Below are 17107 nucleotides of genomic sequence, written 5' to 3'. Positions count from 1 at the left end.
CATATATGGCTAATAAAATAGAACATCTCGATACGTTAGCAATAGAAATAGAAAAACACGCTGGTGGGTTTCAAAATGTGGCAACCCTAACACATTGTATGACCCGTATTCGATTGATTTTAAAAGATAGCTCGCTATTTGATGCGGATGCTTTAAAACAAGTCGAAGGCGTTAAAGGTGTTGTGTTTAATGGCGAACAGCATCAAGTAATTGTAGGAATGGGAACTGCGGCAAAAGTTTATTCCATCATGAATAAGCGTATGCAAAATAGCTCTGCAAGTAGTGAAGATGAGCTTGCGCCAACACCAGTGAAAAAAGGCTTCTCCATTCGCCGTATGCTAAATACATTAGCAGCTATTTTTGTTCCGACAATTCCTGCTTTAATTGGCTGCGGTTTGATTATGGGGCTAATTAATATTATCCGTTTAGTCGCACCGGGCTTAGTTGAGCAATTCCCAGAGCTATTTAAATTATTCAAATTAATTGGTAGTACGGTATTTGCCTATCTCTCTATTATGATTGGGATAAATACAGCGAAAGAGTTGGGTGCATCAACCTCGATTGGTGCAGTAATGGCGGGATTATTAGCCATGCCAGGGCTTGCTGATATCACTTTATTTGGCGAGAAATTACAGCCAAACAGTGGCGGGATCTTCGCAGTATTAATGGTGGTCGTGTTCTCTTCAAAATTAGAATTATGGTTTCGCAGTATCGTTAAAGAGAGTCTCGATCTTATCTTAACGCCGTTTGTGACTATTTTAGTCTCTTCACTTGTGGCGATTATGATATTCCAACCAATTGGTCATTATCTTAATCAGTTATTAGCACAGGGCGTTTCACTATCGCTTTTAAATCAAGGTGGTGGTGCAGTTGTAACGGGTGCAGCGTTAGGGGGGAGTTTCTTATTTTTACTCTTAACTGGATTACACCAAGGGTTAATTCCTATTCATACCGAAATCTTAAATACTTTTGGTTTAAATTATTTGTTCCCTATTTTAGCAATGGGTGGAATGGGGCAAGTAGGCTCTTGTTTTTGGGTTTACTTACGCACTAAAAATCAACGTTTAAAGAAAACATTAATGGGTGCATTACCTGTTGGTATTTTTGGTGTTGGTGAGCCTTTATTATTTGGTGTTTCTCTTCCATTAGGAAAACCGTTTGTTGCGGGGTGTATTGGTGGTGCTGCAGGTGGTGCATTAATGGCATATTTCCAAGTTGGGATCATTATTCCATTTGGTACTGCTGGGTTATCATTAATTCCGTTAGTTGGTGATGGGCAAATTATTAAATTCCTGATCGCAGTATTAGGTGCATGGATTGTCGGTTTTATTGCCAGTATGCTAATGGGATTTACGGAGCCAGAGAAATAAGTCAGAAATAAAAAGGATAACAGAATGTCGACACTGACCAAAAAGCTTGAAAGTTTGCTAATACAAGGCAAAGGCACAGAACAACGTATTGCCCATTATTTATTAGAGAATAGTGAAAATATTGCCAGTATGAATGCCGCTGATTTGGCACTTAAAGCAGGTGTAAGTAGTGCTTCTGTTATCCGTTTTTCTCGTCAAATGGGGTATCGCGGTTATCCTGAATTTAAAATTGATTACCTTTCAGAAGAAAAGCAACAAAAAAGCAGTGGTGATATTCTTTATGGCAATCTTGCGAAAACAGACTCGACAGAATTAATTATTTCCAAAACCGGGCATCTGTTTACCAGCGCTATTTTGGATTCATTGGCTTTGTTAGATCCCAATACTATTGATGTGTTAGCTGAGAAAATGGTATCAGCAAAACGTATTGTATTGTTTGGTATTGGCGCATCATCGGTTGTGGCAAGTGATATTTTTCATAAATTAATTCGTGTAAATAAAAACACGTTATTTAGTTCAGATCTTCATGCTCAACTGGCTTATTCCGCTAATTTATCTGCTGATGATATTGCTATTGCTGTCACGGCTAGAGGAAATACGGCGGATATTAATCGCATGCTGAAATCAGCCAAAGATGAAGGCTGTTTAACGGTGGCATTAACGCGTTTTGGGCAAGATGAAGCAACACGATTATCTGATTATACATTGCCTTATTTTTATGACGAACAGCACTCTCAATTAGGGGTGATCACGCCACAAGTTTTACAGATGGTCGCCTTTGATGTGCTGTTTTTTAAATATATGACACTCGCCAGTGAGTCAGCAGAAAAAGCATTATTAAAAGGGCGGGAAGCTGTTATGCAAGGAAATCAATAATGTTACTTATCACCACATTAGCGGTGGGTGCGGCTATTGGTTTAATTATAAGTACGACGGGTGTGGGTGGCGGGGTTATTGTTTTACCTGTACTGACCTATTTCTTTGGCATGAATGCGTTAATGGCAGTAGCAACGGCTAATTTATTATCCATGTTGATGAAAGTTACTTCGTCTTATATGCATTTTCGCCTTGGAAATATTCCCTTTAAAAGGGCGATGATTGTATTAGGAATAATGCTACCAAGTACCTTTTTAGCCAGTGTTTTGGTTAATTACTTAGGTTCGCTAGAGCAGTATCAGCAACAAGTTGAATGGGGAATTAATGCCCTTGTTGTCAGTGCTATTGTTTTCTCTCTATTTCTCTTTGTACAGAGAATGTTTTTCTCATTACCTCCGGTTGTCGTTGAAAATACAGCGTTAGCTCCTTTAAATATAAAAGCACTATTACTTCCTGCAATTGCAGCAGGTGTTGTTTTAGGAGCGACAGGAGTGGGTGGTGGTGTAGTTGTATTACCATTATTGCTACGCTATGCAAACCTCTCGATTAAGCAAGCCATTGGTACTTCTATATTTACCACAACATTGTTATCAGGATCTTCTGCTCTAGCCTATATGCAAGATGGGCATACGGATATTCATCTGGCACTGTTGCTATTTTTAGGCTCGTTGATCTCTATTCCGTTATCTAAGTGGCTATTAATCAGAATGCCTGACAAGGTGTTTCAATATGCGACTTTGATCTTAATTATTTGTAGTGCTGTGATGATGCTAGCTAAATTATTCTAGTATTAAAATGTATCGTTAATGTTAACTATAAACGCGTAATTTAAATAATAGCCAAAATGGGTATTGCAAGAAGATCAAAAAAGATCCGGCTTTCTCTTATAACTATGAAAATACCGAAAGTTTTAAACGGCGCTTTTTAAGTAATTACGATCCTAATGAGATATTAGAATTTTCGTGGCGTCGTAAAGTGATCCTTTGCTTATTTGTTGCTGCTTTTCCTATCATGGTTTGGGGCGTTATGGATATGGGCTGGTGTTAGCGACATTGCAAATGCTAGATATCTCCTATAACAAATGGCTTAAATTTATTATGCCGATGGTGATATTTATGTTTGTACTTTCGGCAACACATTATTGGTTCAAGTTGCTTTTTTATAAAATTGAATAGGTGTGCTTACGTTACTAAATAGATTTTTGGTTATTCTGTAATGTGAAATTAATCTAGTTTTTTATGCTGCAATCGGGGTTGTTTTTTGATTTTCACTAGAAGTGATCTAGTTCTCGTTTTTAGTGGTGATAAAAAATAAACTGAAAAAAAAGGTTGTTAATTTGTAGAAGTTATGTTTTTTTAAATATAGATAACACGTAAACACATCATTAAATTAATTGATAGGTAACCCATGATCATCACTACTCTACTACAAAGCCTACGACTAACAGCGCACCTCGCGGCTGTGGTTGTCGTGCGTGTGGTGGTGGTCGTCGGCAAAGCGCCGTAACGGGTCCGAATCAACACAGTTTCGAAACCCCGCCGGCGCACTAACCGGGCGGGGTTTTTCTTTTCTACCTGCCCATCAAGTCCGGCTTAAAACAAAGGACAGATAAAAATGGGTGATCAACAAGAAAATGCCACAACAAGTAGAACGTTTACTGGTGCGCAATTAATCGTTTATTTACTGGAACGGCAAGGCATTACGACAGTTGCAGGGATCCCAGGTGGTGCAGCGCTTCCGTTGTATGATGCATTGAGCCAAAGTAAATCTATTCGACACATCTTAACTCGCCATGAACAAGGTGCCGGTTTTATTGCACAAGGTATTGCTCGTGCAAATGGTAAACCTGCGGTTTGTATTGCTTCGAGTGGGCCGGGTGCGACAAATTTAGTAACAGCAATTGCCGATGCTAAGCTTGATTCCATTCCTTTAGTTTGTATTACTGGTCAGGTATCTTCAGCGATGATTGGAACTGATGCTTTCCAAGAAGTTGATACTTACGGCATGTCTATCCCAATTACTAAACATAACTATTTAGTTCGTGATATTGCTGAGTTACCTGAAATTATTTGTGATGCGTTTCGTTTAGCGATGTCAGGAAGACCGGGGCCTGTTTGGGTTGACGTACCAAAAGATATTCAGCAAGCCACAATTACATTAGAAGCGTTACCGCCTATTCCACAAAAAGATCCTGTTCCCGCATTTAATACTGATTTAGTGATACAAGCGGCGCAGATGATTAATCAGGCTAAAAACCCTGTTTTATATTTAGGTGGGGGGATCATTAGCTCTGAAGCATGTAAAGAAGCAATTGAATTAGCAGAGAAAAACAACCTACCAACAACAATGACTTTAATGGGGTTAGGATTAATGCCACCTTCGCATCCACTGTATTTGGGGATGTTGGGTATGCACGCGACTCGTAGCACCAATTTTATTTTAGAAGAAGCCGATCTGTTGATTGTATTGGGTGCTCGATTTGACGATCGTGCTATTGGTAAAGCCGAGAAGTTTTGCCCTAATGCCAAAATTATTCATGTTGATATCGATCGCGCTGAAATTAGTAAGATCAAACGCCCTGATATTGCGATCCATGCTGATGCGAAATCAGTGTTATCACTGTTATTACCATTGATTAATACAAACAAACGTAATGGATGGATAGAGCGGGTTACGACACTGAAACAAGAATATCCATTAGAGATGAAAAACTCTGAAAACATCTTAAGTGGTTATGGCATCGTATTAGCGGCAGCAAATTGTGTTGATGATGATGCCATTATTACAACAGACGTTGGGCAGCATCAAATGTGGGTAGCACAAGCGTATCCGTTAAATCGACCTCGACAATGGTTAACGTCTGGCGGTTTAGGTACGATGGGATTTGGTTTGCCAGCAGCAATTGGCGCCGCATTAGCTGAACCAGATAAAAAAATCCTCTGCTTCTCAGGGGATGGCAGCATTATGATGAATATTCAAGAATTTGCTACGGCGGCTGAGCACCAATTAGATATCAAAATTATTTTGATAAATAATCAGGCGTTGGGATTGGTTCATCAACAACAAACACTGTTTTTTGAAGAGCGCATTTATGCTGCCGCTTACCCTTATCAAACAGATTTTATTCGTATTGCACAAGGTTTTGGCTTAGATACCTGTGACTTAAATCAGGAAGCGGATCCTGCGAGTGCGCTGAAAGCAGCGATTGAAAAACCGGGGCCGTGTTTAATTCATGTAATGATTGATATTCATGAAAAAGTATTTCCAATGGTACCGCCAGGGGCGGCAAATATTGAGATGATAGGAGCTTAATTTATGTCACAACAATCACAACCTATCGCGCTGGAATTGATTGTTCGCAATCACCCCGGTGTTATGACCCATATATGTGGGCTATTTGCTCGCCGTGCATTTAACGTCGATGGTATTTTGTGTTTACCAATGAAAAATAGCGATAAAAGCCGTATTTGGCTATTAGTGCAAAAAGATGATCGTCTAATGCAGATGGTGAGTCAGGTAGAAAAGCTTGAAGACGTAAAAGAAGTGAGATTCAGCGATGACTTACGTGTTTTTGAGCAAATGGAAAGTTATTTAAATTAATGCATATTGGCTCTCTCTTTAATCATTAAGGGGGAGCCAATATAGTGCTTAAGGACGATGGTGGTAATGCTGTTGATTTGGGCTAGACATAATCACAGAGGCGCGCAAATGGCCTTCTACACAAATATAAGAGTGGGGCGCATTACCATGAAAAGCATAAAAATCACCGGTTTCTAATAAAACCGTTTCGTCGTTATCAAAACGCATCATTAATTTACCAGAATAGACCATGATGTGTTCTTGTGTACCATCTGCGTGAGCAGGGCTATTAATAATTGCACCATGCTTCATCTCGATATGCCAAATCTCAGTAATATTGCCGATACCAATACGAAATTTAAACTCTTGAGCATAATCACCCACGATAGGTTTATGTCGTTCTAAACGAGGGTATTCTTCGCGCGTAAAACTAAATAAATCTCCCAAAGGAAAGCCAAGCGCTATCGCGATAGCCTCTAAGGTATCGATTCTAGGATTAGAATCACCTGATTCTAATTTTGACAATGCAGCCTTGGATATTCCCGATTTTCTTGATAACTCATTAAGTGACAAGTTTCGAGATTGTCTTAATTGTTTGACTTTATTACCAAGGTATTCATTCGTTTTTTTAGGAGGTTGTGGGTTCATTGCCAATTCAAAATATCGTTAGTTTAAAAGTGTCATTCCGAGTAGATAATAACACTAATTAACCGTATTCGGAAAAATGAGATCCTGTTTCTGCTGTATTTTGTGAATCGTCTTACGATCACTGTTCGATTTTTAATAATTACGCTAATATCCTTCAATAAATGATAATTATTCAAGGTTTATTATGATGGACTTGCTTAGTTGGTCTGATCTTTTTATTTGCCTGCTTACCTTATTTTTTGCTTACGTTATTTTCGGTATGGCTGGGTTTGGCTCGGCGTTAATTGCAGGCCCTGTATTAGCACTTTATTTACCTCTTTCAATGATAGTGCCTTTATTGGCATTAATTGATTTAAGTGCCGCCATAGTGAATGTTTTAAGAGATGGTAAACAGGCTGATTTTAAAGAGATACGCTATCTTATCCCGCTTATTATTATTGGTAGCCTTGTCGGTGCGACAATTTTATTAACCACACGACCTGATTTGCTCTCTCTTCTTTTAGGTATCTTTGCCACTTGCTATGCAATCTATGCGCTATTTTGGAAAAAACAAGAAAGCCAATTTTCTCAACGCTTGGTTTATCCTTTTGGGTTAATTGGTGGGGTATTTAGCGCATTATTTGGTAGTGGCGGTTTTTTATATGCGATTTATTTATCAGGTAGGATCGCAGACAAAAATAAGTTTCGCATTACACAAACCACATTGATTGGCTTTAGTACATTAACGCGAGTGGTAATTTTCTTATTTGCAGGTATTTATTGGCAATTGGATATTCTTAAATTAGCGGTTATTTTCTTGCCCGCGATGTTTGCTGGTGTGTGGTTAGGGCGAAATTTAACATTACGTATGTCAAAAGCACGATTTATGAGTGTGATTTATACCATTGTATTGGCATCAGGTACTGTGCTTATCTACCGTTATTTTTCTTAAGCGTTGTAGAACAAATGACGGTGGAGTGAGAATATTGTGAAAGGCAAAGATCTTCGTGAGTCAAACGGAGATCTTTCTCTGATTAACATTACTTTTTAAGCATGTTTATCTATTTCTTATCCCCTATAATACAACAATATTTTATTTAACCACCTTCCTTTTATTACAGAGGTTTCTGTTATTCACAGAAACAAAATAACATGTCACATCAAAATTATCGCCAATCCGAAGTTTTTGCGATAACAACTATCACGGTAAGCATTGGCGTTATCGGGATTGTTATCGGATTAACTATTCCCATGGTTGCACTACGCCTTAATTTAGCAGGCATTAGCGAATCTATCATTGGACTTATTTCTGCCGCGCCAGCTATTGGGATGTTAATTATTTCACCTTTTGCTCGGCGTATTGTGCAATGGATTGGTAAACGCTTTGCGATGCTATTAGCAACCATTGTTTCTGCAATAAGCTTATTACCTTTAATGGGAAGCTTACCTCTAGAGTTGTTATTTCCTTTACGACTTATCACCGGTATTGCAAGTGGTGTGATGATTTGTTTAGGAGAGACGTGGATTAATGAGCTTTCACCAGATAATAAACGAGGGCGAATTTTAGCGGTATATACCACGGTATTTACTATTAGTCAGTTATTAGGTCCTTCAATTATTGCGCTATATGGGGTCGCAGATAAGACACCGATTTTAATTAGTGTCTTTATTCATATTATCTCTATTGTCCTGTTTTTAATGATGGATCAGAAAACAGGAGATAAATTACCGAAAGATACACAAGAGCCGAATTTTTCTATTATCCGCTTTGTTAAGGTTGCACCAGCCATCTGTGGTGGCATTGTTTTCTTTGCTTTTTTTGATGGCACTGTACTTTCAATGTTTCCTATTTATGGCCTAAGTGTGGGACATACTGAAGCGATTGCAGCCATGATGATAAGCGCTATTTTAGCCGGTGACGCCATTATGCAAATGCCGTTTGGCTGGCTTGCTGACCACATGAACAGGACACGGTTATATCGAATTTGTGGTGTAGTTACTCTACTCGCAAGCTTATTATTGCCTATCACGATGTCTCATACATTTTTGATTTGGCCTTTATTACTGGTGCTGGGTGCAACAGCGGGTGCGATATACACCATTGCGTTGGTACAAATAGGGCAATATTTCTCAGGTAATGACTTGATGGTCGCTAATGCGTCAGCTGCGATGTTATGGGGAATAGGTAATTTATCTGGGCCTTTGCTGGCTGGCGCATTGTCAGAAATTTCTTCATCTTCACTACCATTTTTATTGGTTGCTATGACAGGCTTATTCTTAGTATCAACGATGGAACGTTGGAATCTAGGCGTTGAAGCTCTCAATAGTAGCTCATCTTAATATCATTTCTTCTCTATCGTATTCCATTTAGCAAAATCTGCCGTAAACCCTCGCCCAATACGGGCGGGGATATAAGGTGAAAAGCCCGAAGGGCTTTAAAGATCAGTCAGAGGTTGACTGGCTCTGAACATAGGCTCTGAGTGTTTCAATCGTCGCACCTCCGGCACTACAGACGAAGTACGATCTTGACCAAAGAAGCCCAGTTTTGCCTTGCATTCGTAAATGTGTGTTTTGCTGGCGCAATAGCCGCGATGATACTGATTTCAGATTGTTGACCATCACACTGACCGCCAGTTTTGGGGGGTAAGCAACCAGCAGATGCACATGGTCAGGCTCTCCGTCCATCTCAATAATTTCGCATTCAAGTTTTGCTGCAGCGGAGCCAAAAGCCTCACGCAGTTGAGCGATCATTTGTCCGTCAAATAGCTTACGTCGATACTTCGTCGTAAAGATCAGATGCACAACCAGCTTGCTGACACTGTGCCTTTTGTGGAGGAAATCCTCCAGCGCTTCACATCGTTTACTCAATTGATATTCTCTCTTAACCTGTTAATATAAAAGCATTATATCAATGAGCGCTAATTATGTTAAGAGCAACAAAAATACGCATCTACCCGACACCAGAGCAGGCTGAATATCTCAATGCTCAGTTTGGTGCGGTTCGTTTCGCGTACAACAAAGCTCTGCATATCAAGAAACACGCTTACCAGCGACACGGCGTAAATTTAAACCCGCGTAAAGACCTCAAACCACTGCTTGCTGTGGCGAAGAAATCCCGCAGATATGGATGGCTTAAAGAATATGATTCTATTGCGTTGCAGCAGGCGGTGATTAATCTCGATGTGGCTTTTTCCAATTTCTTTAATCCGAAATTAAAAGCGCGTTTCCCTGCATTCAAGCGTAAACACGGCAAACAATCGAGCTATCACTGTGTTGGGGTGAAAGTGCTGGATGATGCAGTCAAAATTCCGAAAATCCCGGCGATTGAAGCACGATTGCATCGTGAAATCACGGGCACGTTAAAAAGCATTACTATCAGCCGTTCCGCAACGGGGAAATATTACGCCTCGCTACTCTGTGACGACGGAATGGAAGCGCCAGCGAAGCCCGCACTGATATCAAACGTGACGGGGCTCGATATGGGGCTGACGCATTTTGCCATCAAATCGAATGGCAATAAAATTGCTAATCCGCGCCATCTTATCAATGCCAGCCACAATCTGCGCCGGAAGCAGAAAACCCTCTCCCGCAAGAAAAAAGGGAGCGCTAACAGACGCAAAGCCAGAATACAACTAGCCACCGTTCACGAACGTGTAGCCAATGCCCGTGTCGATTTCCAGCACAAGTTATCTCGCGCAATTGTTGACGAAAACCAAGCGGTAATTGTCGAGACGCTGAAAGCGGCAAATATGATGAAAAACCCTCATCTGGCTCGTGCGATAGGCGATGCGGGATGGTCTGGATTTATCACCAAACTGGAATATAAAGCAGCAGAAAAAGGTGTTCATGTGGTGAAACTGGATCAATGGTTCGCCAGTTCGAAAACCTGCCATTGTTGCGGTCACAGGATGCCAGAAATGCCATTACATAAGCGCATATGGCAGTGTCCAGAGTGTGGAGTTGAACATGACCGCGATATCAACGCGGCGATCAACATCGAATGCAAGGGCATACTGGAATTACAAGCGGCGGGACTCGTCGTTTCTGCCCATGGAGTCCTGCGTAAATCCGTCATACAGACGGTTGCGGCCTGAGAAGTGGGAAGCTTCGCCCGACAGGGCGGGGAGCAGTCACGGTGTTAGGAATACGATAGAGGAACTCTCCCTTTTCTCGATTTCTAAATATTAATATTTTATCTTTTTGTTTTTTATAAATTATTATAATTGTGTTTCGTAATTGTACTTATTTTAAAATTTATTAAGAATAATCTAGAAATGTCTATATTGAATAGAAAGCAATTTGCTAAAACAACATTTATTCATCTAATGTTAGAAGTAGAAGATAGCAATATCTTCAGATAAAAATAACGAATACTGCAAACCATTAATCGCCACACATTGGGAACGAGAGGTATTATTTATCTAAGCAACTTATTAAGGTTACTAATAATAGATAAATATACCTAGTTATTATCTTATTTAAAATAAATTTAGTAAAAACAATTAATTAAGTTAACTTCTACTGTGGGATAAGAATGATATTGGATGATTGTACAAAAGTAGAATGATGAGGAAAGTAGGCAACTGCTTTCCTCTTTTTCCTTTTTTTCTGACTTTAAATTATCTTTTTATGACATTTTTATTAAAAATGTATTTTTTCGCTTGATTCTTACCCTAAAAGCACCAGATAATCGTTTGCGTCAAATTCTCTCACTCAATCCACACGAAAAACCAAACGTTTGCTTTTGACTCCCTCTTAAGATTTTTATCAATAAGAGGTTATTTTAATTTATACGTAATCGTTTTCTTTTTTTGGAGAGTGAACCGTTTTTATGTCAGAGGAATGTAATGTCTGCTAATCAATCAGCAACCACAGGTAAACTGGATAGCTATTTTAAACTTACAGCTCGCGGTACAACTGTTCGCAAAGAAATGATCGCCGGTTTGACGACATTTTTGGCGATGGTGTATTCCGTGATTGTTGTTCCTAGCATGTTAGGACAAGCCGGTTTTCCACATACCGCGGTTTTTATCGCAACCTGTTTAGTCGCGGGATTGGGCTCTCTTCTAATGGGATTGTGGGCAAATCTTCCTATGGCAATTGGTTGTGCTATTTCATTAACCGCATTTACTGCTTTCAGCTTGGTCTTAGGACAAAACATCTCTGTGCCTGTTGCTTTAGGTGCCGTGTTTTTAATGGGGTGTTTATTCACCGTATTCTCATTAACCGGCATTCGTACTTGGATCTTAAAAAATATTCCAATCGGTATCGCACATGGTGCGGGAATAGGGATAGGGCTATTTTTACTTTTAATCGCAGCAAACAGTGTTGGATTAGTGGTGAAAAACCCATTTGATGGCTTACCTGTTGCAATGGGGAAATTTACATCATTCTCTGTCCTTATGTCACTTGCCGGATTAGCCGCTATTTTCGGATTAGAAAAACGTAAAGTACCGGGTGGCGTGCTATTAGTGATTGTGGCTATTTCGATTATTGGTCTTATTTTTGATCCTAATGTGAAATATCAAGGCATCTTTAAAATGCCTCAATTAGGTGAAGATGGGCTTTCTTTATTGTTTGCGATGGATATTAAGGGTGCCTTACAACCTTTAGTTTTACCAAGTGTTCTTGCGTTAGTGATGACTGCGATTTTTGATGCAACAGGGACTATCCGTGCCGTTGCCGGTCAAGCAAACTTATTAGATAAACGCGGACAAATTATTAATGGTGGAAAAGCACTAACTTCAGACTCCGTCAGTAGCATTTTTGCGGGTGTGATTGGTGCGGCTCCTGCTGCGGTTTATGTTGAATCAGCCGCAGGAACAGCCGCTGGTGGTAAAACAGGATTAACCGCAACAGTGGTAGGTATTTTATTTTTACTGATCCTTTTCTTATCGCCTCTCTCTTATTTAGTTCCAGCCTATGCAACGGCACCTGCGTTAATGTATGTGGGCTTATTAATGTTAGGTAATGTCACTAAGTTAGATTTCAGTGATTTCGTTGATGCAATGTCAGGTATGGTGTGTGCTGTATTTATTGTTTTAACGTGTAATATCGTCACAGGCATTATGTTAGGTTTCGGCTGTTTGGTGATTGGTCGTGTATTCGCTGGTGAATGGCGTAAACTCAATATTGGTACAGTATTAATTACTATTGCTCTAGTGGCATTTTATGCGGGTGAGTGGGCAATTTAATTTAAATAATCGGTTTTAAAGACAAAAGGCGGAATATATTTTTATTCCGCCTTTTTACTATTTATTTATCTACTTTTATTCGCTATTGTCGAAATTAAACCTAGTTATTAAATAGTTGGTAGAATATATGCAAGAAATAAAAATACGCCACGGTGAACCTGACGACGCATCAGCAATTCAACAGTTATATACACATCCTGATTTATATATTTGTACTTGCCAATTTCCTTATCCTTCAGTCACGATGTGGAAAAAAAGGTTACTTGAATTTTCAGAGCAAAATATCCCTAATTTTGTTGCAACCATTGATGGTCAAGTTGCGGGACATTTAGCACTGATAATCGATAATCATCCTCGTCGTCGCCATATTGTCAGTTTTGGTATCGGTGTCGGCGCTGAATATTCAGGGAAAGGTGTCGGTAAATTACTCATCAATACAGCAATTGATTATGCTTTCAATTGGTTAGCAGCCACACGATTAGAGTTAGAAGTGTATTCTGACAACGAAAGAGGTTTGCATCTCTACAAGAAGTTAGGCTTTGAAGTTGAAGGTATTCGTCGTAAAGCAGCGTTTAGAGACGGAAAATATTGTGATGTTGTTATGATGTCTATGTTAAGAACAATTGAATAATCATTAGCATTACGAGTTAGCTCTCAAATTTAATCGTAATTGTCATTTATCTATTATTTTTTATTTAATTACTTAACGTTTTACGTTTTTATACGGTCTATTACATTGCTTAGACTGAAAAAGAGAAATAAAACCGTATGCTTTCTATAATTAATGCCGTTAATAAATAGAGAGTAATAAATTGTGTACAATGTGCGGTGTTAGATACGATTAATCTTAATTTTTAAATATTCTCAGAGAGTCAGTGTGGGATCTGTTTAAAATAAGCGTAGATGTATAGATAAAGATAGAAATAAAGAAAGATATGATGCGCAAATTTTACATAATGTGTTTCTTTATCATTCGGTAGGTTTTCCTTATGACAAGGAAAAAATGACAGGTTTTCAGGATAAAATAGGCATGTAAGGGTAACATGGAAATTTTCTTTACTATTTTGATTTTAATACTGGTGGTTTCAGTTTCGGGAGTTATCACAAAATTAATTCCCTTTCGTGTTCCGTTACCATTAATACAGATTGTGATAGGGGCTTTATTGGCATGGCCTCAGTTTGGTTTACATGTCACTTTTGATCCTGAATTGTTCCTCGTTCTATTGATCCCACCTTTGCTTTTTGTTGATGGTTGGAAAACACCGACACGAGAATTTATCCAAAATGGGCGTGAGATTTTTATTCTTGTGCTTGTTTTAGTGATGGTGACAGTCGTTGGTATCGGTTATCTGATTTATTGGATGATGCCAAGTATTCCTCTTATTTCTGCTTTTGCATTGGCAGCCGTACTTTCGCCAACGGATGCGGTCGCGCTTTCGTCCATTGTCGGCAAAGGGCGAATACCTAAACGAATAATGGGTATTTTAGAGGGTGAAGCATTAATGAATGATGCTTCAGGTCTGGTTGCCTTGAAATTTGCGGTTGCTGTGGCAATGGGCACAATGGTGTTTACTGTTGGCGGCGCCACTCTAGAGTTTTTTAAAGTCGCTGTAGGGGGATTACTCGCAGGTATTGGTGTCACCTTGCTTTACAGTAAATCTCTACGATTAATGAGTCGTTGGAGTGGAGACGATCCTGCTACACAAATCGTCTTTATGTTGTTGCTGCCTTTTGCTTCTTATTTAATTGCAGAACATATTGGTTTTTCAGGTATTTTAGCCGCTGTTGCTGCCGGTATGACTATCAGTAAATCCGGCGTTATCCGTAATGCACCTCTTGCGATGCGCTTACGTGCTGATAGCGTGTGGTCAATGCTTGAATTTGTCTTTAATGGCCTTGTCTTTATTATGCTTGGCTTACAACTTCCTATTATCTGGACAAGCTCTGTTATTCAAGCGGATCTTGATCCTGAAGTTGAAGTCTGGATGTTGTTTGCAGCAGTGTTCGTTATCTACTTTGCACTGCTGATCTTGCGATTTACATGGTTATGGCTAATGAAGAAAATTAGCCGGATCTTTATGAAAAAACACCCACTTGATTTCGCTAATTATACAACGCGTGAGTTGTGGTTATCGTCATTTGCAGGTGTTCGTGGTGCTATTACGCTTGCGGGTGCGCTCTCTATTCCACTATTTTTAACCGATGGCAGTACATTCCCAGGGCGTTATCAAATTATCTTTATTGCTGCTGGTGTTATTTTATTGTCGATTTTAGTGGGTATTATTTCTCTTCCTTTCCTATTAAAAGGCGTGAAAGCAACCGACAAAGAAGCTGACAAAAATGAAGTTCGTTATGCACGTAAAGTGATGGCAGAAGTGGCAATTGTCAGCCTAAATAAAATGGAAGAGCGTTTAGCGGCAAGCACTGAAGAGCAGTTAGATGCGGAAGAAATTAATGAAGTGGCTTCTCGTGTAACGGGCTATTTAAGACGCCGTACTGCAAATCAAGATGAAATGGTTCATAACGCGTTAGAAGAAGATCTTGAAAGACGTTTTCGCTTAACGGCGTTACGTGCTGAACGTGGTGAACTTTATCATCTAAGAGCGACGCGAAAAATCAGTAATGAAACGCTCCAATTATTGCTACATGAATTGGATTTAATGGAAGCATTGTTAGTAGAGAAAGATAGTTAATTATGTGGTTGCTCGTTATTACAACACTGTTATGGGCAGCCTCTTTTAGCCTGATCGGCGAGTATCTCGCGGGTCAGGTTGATAGCTGGCTCTCTGTTCTGATCCGTGTTTCTTTGGCTGCTTTGGTCTTCTTGCCTTTCTTACGTTGGAAGGGGATCCGCTTTAAAGTGATTTTGCTTTATATGCTCGTGGGAGCTTGCCAACTCGGTATTATGTACCTGTTTGTCTTCCACGCTTATAACTATTTGACTGTTGCTGAATTTCTACTTTTTACCGTATTAACACCACTTTATGTCACGCTAATTTATGATTTATTAGAGCGTCAGAAATTACGTTGGGGTTATGCATTTAGCTCATTATTAGCGGTATTAGGTGCGGCAATTATTCGCTATGACCATTTGAGTGATGATTTTTGGTATGGGTTGTTATTAGTGCAACTAGCTAATATTTTCTTTGCTATTGGTCAAGTGGGTTATAAACGACTAATGGAAGTGCATCCTATTCCACAACATCATGCATTTTCTTGGTTTTATCTTGGTGCAGTTATGGTGTCATTGGTGGGTGCATTGTGTTTTGCCGATTGGCAGAAAATGCCAACAACATCACTACAATGGGGTGTTTTACTCTGGTTAGGAATTGGCGCTTCTGGAATAGGGTATTTCATGTGGAACTACGGTGCCACACAAGTTGATGCTGGAACCTTAGCTATTATGAATAACATGATGGTTCCAGCCGGGTTATTAGTGAATTTTTCTATTTGGCAACAACATCCAAATTGGCCAAGTTTCATCATAGGCGCGAGCCTGATTGTTGCATCACTTTGGATCCATCGACGCTGGATACGCCGACCTGCTTTACAAAAGGAAGATTGTTAACAGCGTGCTGACCTGATAAGCGAATAAACTCTCGAATTGCCGGTTGATGTTGCTCTCCACTACGGTTAGCGGCATATAACCGGCTCCATAATCCCTCTCCTAATGTTTTTGTCACAACTAATCCCTGTTTTTCAAAATTTTCAACAGCCCAATGAGGTAATGCAGCAATACCCATACCGGCTGCAACCATTTGAATTAATAACAACGTATTATCGACATGTTTAAAATGTGGTGTGATCCCTGCAGGTTGCAAGAAATGGCGCCATACATCAAAGCGCTCTCTTTGTACGGGATAAATAAACAGGGTTTCTGCAATTAAATCTTGCGGCTGAATATGTAAGCGATTAGCCAGAGGATGGTCTGGTGATAAAACTAGTTTTACTTCATAGTCAAATAACGGTGTGTAGTGTAAACGAGGATCATCCAAGATATCGGAGGTTAGCACGACATCTAATTCACGCTGTAATAGTGCGGGTTGTGGATCGAATGTTACTCCCGAATGAAAATCAACAGTCACTTCAGGCCATGTTTGACGATATTGCTGTAATGCAGGCGTTAACCATTGAATACAACTATGGCATTCGATAGCAATATTCAAATTCACACTACCCGGTTCATTACACGCTTCTATCGCCCTACGAACGATAGGCAATACTTCTTCTGCTAATTTAACGAGCACTTCTCCTTGTGAAGTAAAGCGCAGTGGTTGGCTTTTACGTACAAAAATTCGATAACCAAGGCGATGTTCTAATTCACTAAATTGATGTGAAAGAGCCGATTGTGTTTGATGCAATTGATTTGCTGCATTGGCAAGAGAGCCTGTGTGCTTCAATGCTAAGATCGTTTTTAAATGTTTTATTTCTATCATGAGAAACCTTCAGGTTGTTGATGAA

Annotated in this window: 16 protein-coding genes; 13 read left to right on the top strand and 3 right to left on the bottom strand. The window is 39.6% G+C overall.

The window, feature by feature from the left end; genetic code table 11:
* The first annotated feature begins 5 nt into the window (after positions 1-5).
* The 6 genes from GTK47_RS00205 (at position 6) to ilvN (ending at position 5846) form a co-directional block, all read left to right on the top strand.
* Positions 6-1370, top strand: coding sequence for a PTS transporter subunit EIIC (locus GTK47_RS00205; protein WP_165121768.1), 1365 nt, complete (start codon positions 6-8; stop codon positions 1368-1370).
* A 24-nt stretch (positions 1371-1394) separates the two neighbouring features.
* Positions 1395-2246 (top strand): MurR/RpiR family transcriptional regulator, encoded by an 852-nt coding sequence (locus GTK47_RS00200; protein ID WP_165121767.1) that lies wholly within the window; start codon positions 1395-1397, stop codon positions 2244-2246.
* Positions 2246-3034, top strand: a complete 789-nt coding sequence (locus GTK47_RS00195; protein WP_165121766.1) for a sulfite exporter TauE/SafE family protein — start codon at positions 2246-2248, stop codon at positions 3032-3034. Before GTK47_RS00200 ends, GTK47_RS00195 begins: the two co-directional genes overlap by 1 nt.
* 619 nt (positions 3035-3653) lie before the next feature.
* Complete coding sequence (ivbL, locus tag GTK47_RS00180; protein WP_165121764.1) at positions 3654-3752, top strand: ilvB operon leader peptide IvbL; 99 nt, start codon at positions 3654-3656, stop codon at positions 3750-3752.
* Positions 3753-3860: 108 nt separating this feature from the next.
* Positions 3861-5558, top strand: a complete 1698-nt coding sequence (gene ilvB, locus GTK47_RS00175; protein ID WP_165121763.1) for an acetolactate synthase large subunit — start codon at positions 3861-3863, stop codon at positions 5556-5558.
* Positions 5559-5561: 3 nt separating this feature from the next.
* Positions 5562-5846 (top strand): acetolactate synthase small subunit, encoded by a 285-nt coding sequence (gene ilvN, locus GTK47_RS00170; protein ID WP_069368073.1) that lies wholly within the window; start codon positions 5562-5564, stop codon positions 5844-5846.
* A gap of 48 nt (positions 5847-5894) precedes the next feature.
* On the opposite strand, the gene GTK47_RS00165 is transcribed toward ilvN, so the two are convergent.
* Entirely contained in the window at positions 5895-6473 is a 579-nt protein-coding gene (locus GTK47_RS00165; protein WP_069368071.1) for an XRE family transcriptional regulator, read from the bottom strand.
* 184 nt (positions 6474-6657) lie between these two features.
* Here GTK47_RS00165 and GTK47_RS00160 point away from each other — a divergent pair, with 184 nt between their 5' ends.
* Positions 6658-7404, top strand: a complete 747-nt coding sequence (locus tag GTK47_RS00160) for a sulfite exporter TauE/SafE family protein (RefSeq protein ID WP_165121762.1) — start codon at positions 6658-6660, stop codon at positions 7402-7404.
* Positions 7405-7604: 200 nt separating this feature from the next.
* Positions 7605-8792 (top strand): MFS transporter, encoded by a 1188-nt coding sequence (locus GTK47_RS00155; protein ID WP_165121761.1) that lies wholly within the window; start codon positions 7605-7607, stop codon positions 8790-8792.
* 102 nt (positions 8793-8894) lie between these two features.
* On the opposite strand, the gene tnpA is transcribed toward GTK47_RS00155, so the two are convergent.
* Complete coding sequence (gene tnpA / locus GTK47_RS00150) at positions 8895-9320, bottom strand: IS200/IS605 family transposase (protein WP_165121760.1); 426 nt, start codon at positions 9318-9320, stop codon at positions 8895-8897.
* A gap of 56 nt (positions 9321-9376) precedes the next feature.
* Here tnpA and GTK47_RS00145 point away from each other — a divergent pair, with 56 nt between their 5' ends.
* From GTK47_RS00145 to GTK47_RS00125, 5 genes are all read left to right on the top strand, one after another.
* Positions 9377-10546 (top strand): RNA-guided endonuclease TnpB family protein, encoded by a 1170-nt coding sequence (locus GTK47_RS00145; protein ID WP_165121759.1) that lies wholly within the window; start codon positions 9377-9379, stop codon positions 10544-10546.
* 753 nt (positions 10547-11299) lie between these two features.
* Positions 11300-12646: an NCS2 family permease gene (locus GTK47_RS00140; protein WP_165121758.1), complete on the top strand. Its 1347-nt coding sequence runs from the start codon at positions 11300-11302 to the stop codon at positions 12644-12646.
* 127 nt (positions 12647-12773) lie between these two features.
* Positions 12774-13277, top strand: coding sequence for a GNAT family N-acetyltransferase (locus tag GTK47_RS00135; protein WP_165121757.1), 504 nt, complete (start codon positions 12774-12776; stop codon positions 13275-13277).
* 412 nt (positions 13278-13689) lie between these two features.
* Positions 13690-15339 (top strand): Na+/H+ antiporter, encoded by a 1650-nt coding sequence (locus GTK47_RS00130; RefSeq protein ID WP_088493911.1) that lies wholly within the window; start codon positions 13690-13692, stop codon positions 15337-15339.
* A 2-nt stretch (positions 15340-15341) separates the two neighbouring features.
* Entirely contained in the window at positions 15342-16214 is an 873-nt protein-coding gene (locus GTK47_RS00125; RefSeq protein WP_165121756.1) for a carboxylate/amino acid/amine transporter, read from the top strand.
* On the opposite strand, the gene metR is transcribed toward GTK47_RS00125, so the two are convergent.
* A complete protein-coding gene (metR, locus tag GTK47_RS00120) occupies positions 16129-17082 on the bottom strand; it encodes an HTH-type transcriptional regulator MetR (protein ID WP_075672279.1) in 954 nt (317 codons plus the stop codon). The two genes, GTK47_RS00125 and metR, sit on opposite strands and share 86 nt — an antisense overlap.
* Positions 17083-17107 lie beyond the last annotated feature (25 nt).

Source organism: Proteus sp. ZN5 (assembly GCF_011046025.1).
Classification (GTDB): domain Bacteria; phylum Pseudomonadota; class Gammaproteobacteria; order Enterobacterales; family Enterobacteriaceae; genus Proteus.
Note: the sequence above shows the minus strand (reverse complement) of the source record. Positions and strands in the feature narration are given on the sequence as shown.

What these genes read in the sequence shown, in the direction of transcription:
- GTK47_RS00205 (WP_165121768.1), top strand. Translation starts at nt 6, where the DNA reads ATGGCTAATAAAATAGAACATCTCGATACGTTAGCAATAGAAATAGAA.
- GTK47_RS00200 (WP_165121767.1), top strand. Translation starts at nt 1,395, where the DNA reads ATGTCGACACTGACCAAAAAGCTTGAAAGTTTGCTAATACAAGGCAAA.
- GTK47_RS00195 (WP_165121766.1), top strand. Translation starts at nt 2,246, where the DNA reads ATGTTACTTATCACCACATTAGCGGTGGGTGCGGCTATTGGTTTAATT.
- ivbL (WP_165121764.1), top strand. Translation starts at nt 3,654, where the DNA reads ATGATCATCACTACTCTACTACAAAGCCTACGACTAACAGCGCACCTC.
- ilvB (WP_165121763.1), top strand. Translation starts at nt 3,861, where the DNA reads ATGGGTGATCAACAAGAAAATGCCACAACAAGTAGAACGTTTACTGGT.
- ilvN (WP_069368073.1), top strand. Translation starts at nt 5,562, where the DNA reads ATGTCACAACAATCACAACCTATCGCGCTGGAATTGATTGTTCGCAAT.
- GTK47_RS00165 (WP_069368071.1), bottom strand. Translation starts at nt 6,473, where the DNA reads ATGAACCCACAACCTCCTAAAAAAACGAATGAATACCTTGGTAATAAA.
- GTK47_RS00160 (WP_165121762.1), top strand. Translation starts at nt 6,658, where the DNA reads ATGATGGACTTGCTTAGTTGGTCTGATCTTTTTATTTGCCTGCTTACC.
- GTK47_RS00155 (WP_165121761.1), top strand. Translation starts at nt 7,605, where the DNA reads ATGTCACATCAAAATTATCGCCAATCCGAAGTTTTTGCGATAACAACT.
- GTK47_RS00145 (WP_165121759.1), top strand. Translation starts at nt 9,377, where the DNA reads ATGTTAAGAGCAACAAAAATACGCATCTACCCGACACCAGAGCAGGCT.
- GTK47_RS00140 (WP_165121758.1), top strand. Translation starts at nt 11,300, where the DNA reads ATGTCTGCTAATCAATCAGCAACCACAGGTAAACTGGATAGCTATTTT.
- GTK47_RS00135 (WP_165121757.1), top strand. Translation starts at nt 12,774, where the DNA reads ATGCAAGAAATAAAAATACGCCACGGTGAACCTGACGACGCATCAGCA.
- GTK47_RS00130 (WP_088493911.1), top strand. Translation starts at nt 13,690, where the DNA reads ATGGAAATTTTCTTTACTATTTTGATTTTAATACTGGTGGTTTCAGTT.
- GTK47_RS00125 (WP_165121756.1), top strand. Translation starts at nt 15,342, where the DNA reads ATGTGGTTGCTCGTTATTACAACACTGTTATGGGCAGCCTCTTTTAGC.
- metR (WP_075672279.1), bottom strand. Translation starts at nt 17,082, where the DNA reads ATGATAGAAATAAAACATTTAAAAACGATCTTAGCATTGAAGCACACA.